Origin of the sequence: Paenibacillus ihuae (genome assembly GCF_001368795.1) — a bacterium.
Taxonomy (GTDB): Bacteria; Bacillota; Bacilli; order Paenibacillales; family Paenibacillaceae; genus Paenibacillus_AQ; species Paenibacillus_AQ ihuae.
Map to the genome: position 1 here is coordinate 2192818 of NZ_LN831198.1, position 8714 is coordinate 2201531.

Genomic DNA, 8714 nt, shown 5'->3' on the forward strand with positions numbered 1-8714 from the left:
GCAGACCTTTTGATTCCAGCCAATTCGTGCATGCCTTATTCGCAGGGATGATCAGCGAGGAAGAGCAGGCTGAAGAGCAGGCTGAAGATCAGGCTGAAGATCAGGCTGAAGACCAGGAGTAACAACTCTCCTCATAAACCAGTATCGATAAGACAGCAGGATTCAGCATAACCAGACTCAGAACGAACATCCAAAGGCCCGTTTCCAGTTTTATCTGGAGATCGGGCCTTATTTGCGGTTAACGGGACAGCCGCGACCCGCGTTTTTAATAGAAGAAACAGCGATTCAGACAATTTAATAACAAATATATTAAAAATACAACATATGAAAAATTCATAATAGTACTGCTTGTCAACGCTCCTGCATACAATTCTATGTATAATTCACATCTCAGCTCCCTCTAAATAACCATGTGAGAAAGGAAGCGATTCCATTTATGAGGGATGGTTCATAAACTCCATATTGCTGTTATATATATTGACATAAAGATTAGCATTTACGTATTATTAAAGTAGTATTAGATATTTTCGAGGTAAATTCTTAAAATATAAGGATTCTTGTCAACAAACTTCACACATTTTAATGATCCGAAAGGAGTCGGGCTCATGTCCAAATTAGATCCTTTGCCCGGTATTTCCCCGTATCCGCTGCAGCATTTTTTTGATGAAATGTTTGCCGATGAACGGAGTATCCGACCTCATTATAAACATGTGGGCCGCATGTTTTCCGGAATGAGCCCCGAAGAGCTGCTAAGCAAGCAGAGACTGATGCAGCGCCGGATGATGGAAGAGGGAATTACCTTTACCCTGTACAACCCGGCTCAGGATCAACCGATGGAGCGTACGATTCCCTTCGATATGATTCCACGTATCATTCCGAAGGGCGAATGGGAAAGACTTGAGGCTGGAATCATCCAGCGGATTACGGCTCTGAATTTATTCATACATGATATTTACCATGAGCAGTACATTGTAAAGGACGGTATTGTACCGCGGCGAATGATCATCTCTAATGTATACTTCCGTCCGGAAATGGCGGGACTCAGAGTTCCTGGCGGAGCTTATGTCACCACATCCGGTATTGATCTAATCCGCCATCATGACGGGGAATATTACGTGCTAGAAGACAATCTGCGGACTCCTTCAGGCTTTTCCTACTTATTTAAAGGCAGATCGCTTATGAACCAGCTGTTCCCGGAGTTATCTTTTGCCAGTTCAATCAGGGATGTGGATCACAGCTTGAACCGTTTCCTGTCGGTGCTGCGCAGTCTGTCCCCGTCGCGGACAAAAGATCCGGTGATCGCGCTCTTGACGCCCGGGGAATATAACTCAGCTTACTATGAACATGCTTATCTGGCACAGCAAATGGGCATTCATCTGGTGGAAGGACGCGATCTGGTAGCACAGGATCACAAGATTTATTTAAAGGAAATGAACGGCTTGCGCCGGGTGGATGTGCTGTACCGCCGTTTGGATGATGATTACATCGATCCGCTCGCCTTCCAGCCAAGTTCACTTCTGGGTGTCGCCGGTCTGATGAATGCTTACCGGGCAGGCAATATCGCCATCGCTAACGCGCCGGGAACGGGAGTCGCCGATGACAAAGCCATGTATGTTTATGTTCCGGATATGATCCGCTATTACCTTAACGAGGAACCGATTCTGGGCAATGTGCCCACCTATCTGTTGTCCCGGCCTCAGGAACGCCAGTATGTGCTTGATAATCTGTCTGAGATGGTGGTTAAAGAAACGTCACTGTCCGGCGGATATGGCATGCTGATCGGAAGCGAGGCAACTAAGGATGAGCTGGTAGACTTCCGGCTGAAAATCCTGGCTGATCCCGCCCGGTATATAGCGCAGCCGATTATGTCATTATCGAGAGCACCTGTGCTGTCTGGTGCAGCGATGGTACCGCGTCATATCGACTTGAGGGCATTTGTGTTAATGGGAGCGGACCGTAAGCCTCATGTTATACCTGGCGGACTGACCCGGGTAGCCATGAAAGAAGGCTCGCTGGTCGTCAACTCCTCCCAAGGCGGCGGGGTCAAGGACACCTGGGTTATGGCATAGGGCCGGAAAATAAGCTTTTTGAGTGAACAAAGTGCGCCATCAATTTAGGTTAGGTGGAGGAGTGGTGACGATGCTGAATCGCAATGCGGAAGCTTTGTTTTGGATTGGCCGGTATATTGAACGGGCGGAGAATCATGCGCGGCTAATCGATGTTCATTATCACATTCAGCAGGAAGAGGATTTTCAGGCGGAGGGACATAAGTGGTCACGCTTGATTGATGCCCTCGGAGTCAGAAATGAATACCTGCAGCAATTCGAGAGCTTTGCTGAACAAGACGTATTATCCTTTATCACGCTGGACCTCGGCAATGCTAATTCCTTATTTTCTTGCGTGCATCAAGCCCGTAATAATCTGCGGACGTTACGCCAGCATCTTCCCAGCGAGCTCTGGGATATTGCCAATGGCTTCAATCTCTGGCTTGGTGAACAGTCGGTGGCGGATATCATGAGCGGGCCGCATCAGTTCTACCAGCAGGTCAAGGAGCGTGCCGCAATGTTCCTGGGGGCGGAGCAGTCAGTTATGCTGAGAGGGAACGAATGGCATTTTATTGAAAGCGGACGGTTTCTCGAGCGGGCCGAGAATACGACGCGGATTCTGCAGGCCGTAACTGTATCCTGCAAATCCAAGGAGATCAACTCTATATACACCCAGCTGCAGGCAGTGTTGAAATCCGTAAGCGGGTACCAGGCTTTCCGGCGTTATTATGCGGATGATATGTCACCGGAATGCATTTTGGAGTTCCTGATTGTAAATGCCTATTTCCCGCGTTCGATCCGCTTCTCATTCCATAAGCTGGAGGAGCATTTAGCCAAACTTGAGCTGGATAGCTCCGAGAAGGGTTCAGGACATGAGAAGGTAATGCGTCAGGCCGGTAAAATCAAAGCCGATCTCGATTATATGGAAAAAGAAGAAATGTCCGGCGATCTCGTCGATGATGTGCTGAATACACTGAAGACTTCCTGCCAAAGATTAGGGAAAACGATGGAGGGCGCTTTTTTTCGGCGTGAAGGAGTACGTGTATGAAAATACAGATCAACCACACGACAACCTACACGTATCCCGAACCGGTTACGGACAGTGTCAATGAAGTCAGGCTGACCCCGCGAACAAACTACCGGCAGTCCTGTTATCATCACGAGGTAGAGGTAACTCCAGCCGCTAACCTGTTGACCTATGAGGATTTTTTCGGGAACCGGGTGCATGCCTATTCAGTCAATAAGCCGCACACAGAAATGGTTATTCATACCAAGGCGACTGTTGTTACGCTAGATAAAGCACAGGGTACCGATCTGCCGCATCTTCCGCTGGAAGAGCAGGTCAGGCTGCTGAATGACGAGAAGTTCCAGAACCGGTATATTGAGTTCATTTTACCGACACGCTATACGGAAGTAACGCCGGAACTGGTTGAGTTTGCTTCACAGCATCCTTTTGACGAAGCGGACGATATGTATGAATGGACCAAGAAGCTATCCTCTACCATCTATGAACAGTTTACCTATGATCCCGAGGCTACGAGCGTAAATACCACGGTCAAAAAAGCACTCAAGCTTAAACGAGGTGTCTGTCAGGACTATGCCCATTTGATGATTGCGGTCTGCCGCAGTGTCGGCTTGCCTTCCAGATACGTCAGCGGCTACCATTTTGTCGGTGACCTGCAGGGCGGAAATGCAGATTTCGAGCAGGCTTCGCATGCATGGGTGGAGACCCATATTCCCGGAACGGGCTGGCTGGGCTTTGATCCGACGAATAATGTGGAAGTGAACTGGCGGTACATTAAGCTCGGGCATGGCCGGGATTACAAGGATATCGTGCCGGTAAAAGGCGTCTACCGTGGTGTATCCGGTACGCTGACGGTCAAAGTGGATGTTCGCAAGCTGGAGAATTAGAAGGATTTGTACAAATAGAATGAATACAGCGTGTGCCGGAATCTACTGGTGCGCGCTGTTGGTGTTGGATCAGAGATAGCTGCAACTCCAAAGCAGATTATGCGTTATACTTATGGGATATAATGGATTATTTGTTGCGGGAGGAATACAGGTGATCATTAAAGGAAGACGGAGAGCAATAACACTCATCTTCACAGTGACTCTAATAGCAGCTATAGCGCTAATATTAAATAACAACTTCGCTGAGAGTTCTACCACAGGTGAACCTGAAATCATTGCCGTAACCAATCATGCGGATTATGCAATAAGCGGTGATCTGAGCGGTCTTGTGGGTTTTGCAGATTATATTGTAACAGGACACTATGAAGAATTTATTGAAAACTGGGATATGGGTGAAAAATATATAAGTGATGTCTATAAATTTGTTATTGATAAAGTAAACTATGGCGATGTAAGCGGAGAGATAGAGGTTGCGATACCTCATTATCAACAGCTAAGTACGATTGTTGAAGGTCAGCAATATGAGGCTGAGATTGATCTGCCCAATTATACACAACCTGAAAAAGGGCAAAAATATATCTTGTTTCTAAAAAAAGTTGAGCCGAAGAATATTTTCACTCCAGCTTCTGTACCATTTCAAATTGAAATTGATCAAACCAATAAAGGCAAATTGAAATTTAATAACAATAAAAATGCGGAGAAGGAAGTACTGACTAAGAGCAAAAAAGAAAAGATTGTGTTTTCAATCGAAAGCGATAGCGATAATATTGAAGCTCTTGATACGATTACAGGTAAAACATTAGAGGATCTGGAATCACAAATCACTAAGGGTGTTAGTTTAAAAAATAATAAAAACTAATAATCTCATTTTTGTGCAACTTTTGCACAAAGTGATTATAAACAAGGTACATTTGGGTAATCTTGAAACAGAGCCATGAATATGGACGATGTGGAAGGAGAGTGTACATATGAGCCCAAATATAGCTAAAAAACAGCGATTCGTCGGGAAAACAGCCATAATTACAGGTGCGGGCTCGGGGATCGGCCGGGCAACGGCCATCCAGATGGCGCGTGAAGGCGCTAATGTAGCTCTTTTTGACCTGGTGAATGAACGTACTTCCGTACTGGAACAGAAGCTGAATAAGCTGCGCAAGGACTGTGCACTGGCGATTGATGTTGATACTTCAGATGCGGAGCGGATGGAAGAGGCGGTACGGAGAACCATTGAGCATTTCGGGAGTCTGGATATTGTGTTTGCCAATGCAGGCATTAATGGAGCTGTGGGGCCGATCGAGGAGCTGAGCCTAAGCGATTGGGAGCGTACCATGTCGGTCAATCTGACCGGGACATTCCTGACGCTTAAATATACTATTCCCCACCTTAAGGATAAGGGCAAAGGGAGCATCATCATTACGAGCTCGATCAACGGAAACACACGGTTTACCAGCTTCGGCTGGTCGCCCTACAGCACCACCAAAGCGGGACAGGTAGCGTTTGCCAAGATGGCCGCACTGGAGCTGGCGAAGTTCAAAATTCGCGTCAATGTAATCTGTCCGGGTGCGATTTCAACGAACATCGATGAAACAACGGAGTTCAATGAGGATGTGGAGGAAATCGTCATCCCGATTGAGTTCCCGGAAGGTGCCCAGCCGCTCGCGGACGGGCCGGGTAAAGCGGAGAATGTCGCTGATCTTGTCTCCTTCCTTGCTTCCGATGAATCGATTCATATCACTGGAGCGCAAATCGTGATTGACGGTGCAGAGTCGCTGTTAAGTTAATCTGATAAAACGCAGCAAAAGAGAATTTTAGACTACATTTATAGCTTGCAGCCTTACTCTACGGTCATAGATCAGGAGTAAGGCTGTTTCACGTCTCTATAGGGTTGTAAAACATACAAGTTATGGTAAAATCTCTGCATAGCCTGAAGCAGAAAGTAGGAAGGATATCATGTCTACTCGGTCAACATCATCAGCTCAAGCTATTCGCGTGCTAATTACGGGATCAACGGGAATGGTTGGTGAAGGTGTGCTGCATGAATGCCTAACTCATCCTGATGTCGAAGCGGTTCTGGTTATAAACCGGAGAACTTGCGGGATTAATCATCACAAGCTGACTGAAATTCTGCTTACAGATTTTTTTGATCTTTCCGGAATTGAGGAGCAGCTGCGCGGGTATAATGCCTGCTTTTTTTGTCTGGGTTCCACCTCGGCAGGAGTGAGCGAGGCAGCATATACCCGACTGACGCATGATCTCACGCTATATATGGCGAAGGTTTTTGCGGAGCAGAATCCGGGAATGGTCTTCTGCTATGTGACTGCCTCCGGAACGGACCGTACAGAGCAGGGGCGCAGCATGTGGGCCAGAGTCAAGGGAAAGACGGAGAATGATCTGAACAAGCTGTCTTTTGCCAGAACGTATTTTTTCCGTCCGGCATTTATCCGTCCTACACCGGGGCTGACCCGGACCCACAAGTATTACTATGCGATTCAATGGCTGTATCCCCTGCTAAGGCTGCTGTTTCCTAACTATGCGGTTACGCTGCGAGAGATCGGACAAGCTATGATTCATGTAGCCAGCCGGGGGTTTGACCGGGAAATTCTGGAGAGCCGTGATATCGCCGCCGCAGCCAGGCAGTAGGATGTGAATCATCATTTACTATGGAGAAAAGGTGATCCCATGAATGAACAGGTTACAGATTTTATAAACAGTGTAAAGCAGCCCTGGCAAAATGAAATCTGCAATAAACTCCGCCAAATGATTCATGAGTCCATCCCGGAAGTGCAGGAGCGGCTGCAATACGGCAAACCGCATTTTCTCAAGAACGGGAAATATGCGGCAGTGATTACAACAGCCAAGGGGTGGGTCACCTTTACGATTTTTAATGCGTCGGGGCTCGAAGTTCCGGAGGGAGTGTTTGAGCCCGGTAAACCGGAACGGATGACAGCCAAACTGCTGGAAGGCAAACCGGTTAATTATGAGCTCTTTGCAGGTCTGCTCAGTCAAGCTTCGTCTGGACTGTAAACGATGAGGGAGTGGTGAACATGGCAAACCTGTCATGGCTGGCGGAACAGCGGATCCAGGAAGCGATGAGGAACGGTGAATTTGAAAATTTGCCGGGCCATGGGAAGCCGCTGGAGCTGGAGGATCTGTCCGGAGTTCCTGAAGATCTGCGGATGTCGTTCAAAATTATGAAAAACGCCGGTATCCTGCCGGAAGAAATCATCCTGCGAAGGGAATGTGTAACACTGGAGGGATTGCTCTCGGCCTGCCGCAGCAGCGGGGATGCCGGCAGTAGTGAGATGAAGTCGCTTCGTACTAAATTGACTGCAAAACGGATGAGGCTGCAGGATCTGCTCCGTGAACGCGGTTTGGAGAGCAGCAGTGTATTCACAGAATATGGCGAACAAGTCCGCCAGCAGTTATTGAATGATGAGGAATAGAGTCGTATAGAGCATTCGATCCATGCGGATTGAATGCTTTTTTATATGGAATAACAGCATCTTGAAATCCAGCGCAGTTTCGCCCATGATTATGAAGTGAAGAGTTTGGAGAACAGGATGTCCAAATGTTACTGAGACTATAACAGTTATGGAGAGAAATGATGAAGCAGCTTCCAATTATGCAGGTGCTCCCTGGCCTGAAAAAAATACTAGAAAGCAGTAAAGCCGCCGTGCTGATCGCCGAACCCGGAGCAGGGAAAACGACCGGTACGCCTCCGGCTTTTCTGGACGAGCCCTGGATGGACGGCAAAACGATATTGATGCTGGAGCCAAGGCGCCTCGCCGCCCGGTCAGCGGCTGTATACATGGCTGCTTGCCTCGGCGAGCAAGTCGGGCAGACGGTCGGTTACCGGATGAGAATGGACAGTAAGGTAAGCAGGCAGACGCGGATTGTTGTAGTTACTGAAGGCGTGCTGACACGGATGCTGCAGAGCGATCCTTCACTTGGAGATGTCGGGCTTGTTATCTTTGATGAATTTCATGAACGTAGTCTCCATTCCGATTTGGGGCTTGCCCTGACACTTGAGGCGCAATCCGTTCTCCGTGAGGATCTGCGGATTCTAATCATGTCGGCTACGCTGGACGGTGAGCGTGTCTCGGCGCTGCTGGGCGGCGCTGCCGTGGTGGATTGTCCGGGCCGGACCTATCCGGTAGAGACGTTCTATGCTCCCTCGCAGCGCGATATTCCGCTGGAGCAATCCGCTGCAGCGGCTGTCTTGCGCGCACTCGCTGAGCAGCCTGGGGATGTGCTTGTGTTTCTGCCCGGTGAACGGGAGATCCGCCGGACCGAACGCGAGCTTGAAGGGAGCCGGCTTCCGGCGGGAACGGTGGTGCGGCCGCTGTATGGCCAGCTTCCACAGGCGATGCAGGACGCTGCGGTGGCCGCGGCTGTACCCGGCGAGCGCAAGGTCGTGCTGGCGACATCCATCGCCGAAACGAGCTTAACGATCGAAGGGGTACGGACGGTAATTGATACCGGCCTAAGGCGCACCCAGGTATTCTCGCCGCGTACCGGCATGCCGCGGCTGACGACGGTGCCGGTATCGAAGGCATCGGCTGATCAGCGGCGCGGCCGGGCGGGCCGGACAGCACCGGGTGTCTGCTACAGGCAGTGGAGCAGGGAAGAGCATGCCCGTCTTCCGGATGACAATGTGCCGGAAATCATGGAAACTGATCTGGCGCAGCTCGCCCTGGAGCTGGCGCTATGGGGCGTGCGCGATCCTGCCGCGCTGCCCTGGCTGGACGCGCCGCCTGCCGC

General features: G+C 49.3%; 9 protein-coding genes. All 9 read left to right on the forward strand.

All coding sequences use genetic code 11. The features are described from left to right. The first annotated feature begins 605 nt into the window (after positions 1 to 605). On the forward strand, positions 606 to 2069 hold the full coding sequence (locus tag AQR02_RS09885) for a circularly permuted type 2 ATP-grasp protein (protein ID WP_054940419.1): 1464 nt from the start codon (positions 606 to 608) through the stop codon (positions 2067 to 2069). Between the two features lie 70 nt (positions 2070 to 2139). Next, positions 2140 to 3093: an alpha-E domain-containing protein gene (locus AQR02_RS09890; protein WP_054940420.1), complete on the forward strand. Its 954-nt coding sequence runs from the start codon at positions 2140 to 2142 to the stop codon at positions 3091 to 3093. Beyond that, the gene (locus AQR02_RS09895; RefSeq protein WP_054940421.1) at positions 3090 to 3956 is read left to right on the forward strand and encodes a transglutaminase family protein; all 867 of its coding nucleotides are present in this window, start codon (positions 3090 to 3092) and stop codon (positions 3954 to 3956) included. Before AQR02_RS09890 ends, AQR02_RS09895 begins: the two co-directional genes overlap by 4 nt. Positions 3957 to 4068: 112 nt before the next feature. Further along, positions 4069 to 4815: a hypothetical protein gene (locus AQR02_RS09900; RefSeq protein ID WP_209444139.1), complete on the forward strand. Its 747-nt coding sequence runs from the start codon at positions 4069 to 4071 to the stop codon at positions 4813 to 4815. Between the two features lie 109 nt (positions 4816 to 4924). Next, positions 4925 to 5734, forward strand: coding sequence for an SDR family oxidoreductase (locus tag AQR02_RS09905; protein ID WP_054940423.1), 810 nt, complete (start codon positions 4925 to 4927; stop codon positions 5732 to 5734). 169 nt (positions 5735 to 5903) lie between these two features. Continuing rightward, positions 5904 to 6593 carry an NAD-dependent epimerase/dehydratase family protein gene (locus tag AQR02_RS09910; RefSeq protein WP_054940424.1) on the forward strand — a complete coding sequence of 230 codons (690 nt, stop codon included), beginning with the start codon at positions 5904 to 5906 and terminating at the stop codon, positions 6591 to 6593. Positions 6594 to 6632: 39 nt separating this feature from the next. After that, entirely contained in the window at positions 6633 to 6977 is a 345-nt protein-coding gene (locus AQR02_RS09915; RefSeq protein ID WP_054940425.1) for a DUF1801 domain-containing protein, read from the forward strand. Positions 6978 to 6997: 20 nt separating this feature from the next. Beyond that, the gene (locus AQR02_RS09920) at positions 6998 to 7396 is read left to right on the forward strand and encodes a DnaJ family domain-containing protein (RefSeq protein ID WP_054940426.1); all 399 of its coding nucleotides are present in this window, start codon (positions 6998 to 7000) and stop codon (positions 7394 to 7396) included. 161 nt (positions 7397 to 7557) lie between these two features. Beyond that, a partial coding sequence (gene hrpB / locus AQR02_RS33930) for an ATP-dependent helicase HrpB (protein WP_245237275.1) occupies positions 7558 to 8714 on the forward strand: 1157 nt, incomplete at its 3' end.

Bases quoted from the DNA above. Each gene is read 5' to 3' on its own strand.
- AQR02_RS09890 (WP_054940420.1), top strand. From the start codon at position 2,140: ATGCTGAATCGCAATGCGGAAGCTTTGTTTTGGATTGGCCGGTATATT.
- AQR02_RS09920 (WP_054940426.1), top strand. From the start codon at position 6,998: ATGGCAAACCTGTCATGGCTGGCGGAACAGCGGATCCAGGAAGCGATG.
- AQR02_RS09910 (WP_054940424.1), top strand. From the start codon at position 5,904: ATGTCTACTCGGTCAACATCATCAGCTCAAGCTATTCGCGTGCTAATT.
- AQR02_RS09895 (WP_054940421.1), top strand. From the start codon at position 3,090: ATGAAAATACAGATCAACCACACGACAACCTACACGTATCCCGAACCG.
- AQR02_RS09900 (WP_209444139.1), top strand. From the start codon at position 4,069: ATGGGATATAATGGATTATTTGTTGCGGGAGGAATACAGGTGATCATT.
- AQR02_RS09905 (WP_054940423.1), top strand. From the start codon at position 4,925: ATGAGCCCAAATATAGCTAAAAAACAGCGATTCGTCGGGAAAACAGCC.
- AQR02_RS09915 (WP_054940425.1), top strand. From the start codon at position 6,633: ATGAATGAACAGGTTACAGATTTTATAAACAGTGTAAAGCAGCCCTGG.
- AQR02_RS09885 (WP_054940419.1), top strand. From the start codon at position 606: ATGTCCAAATTAGATCCTTTGCCCGGTATTTCCCCGTATCCGCTGCAG.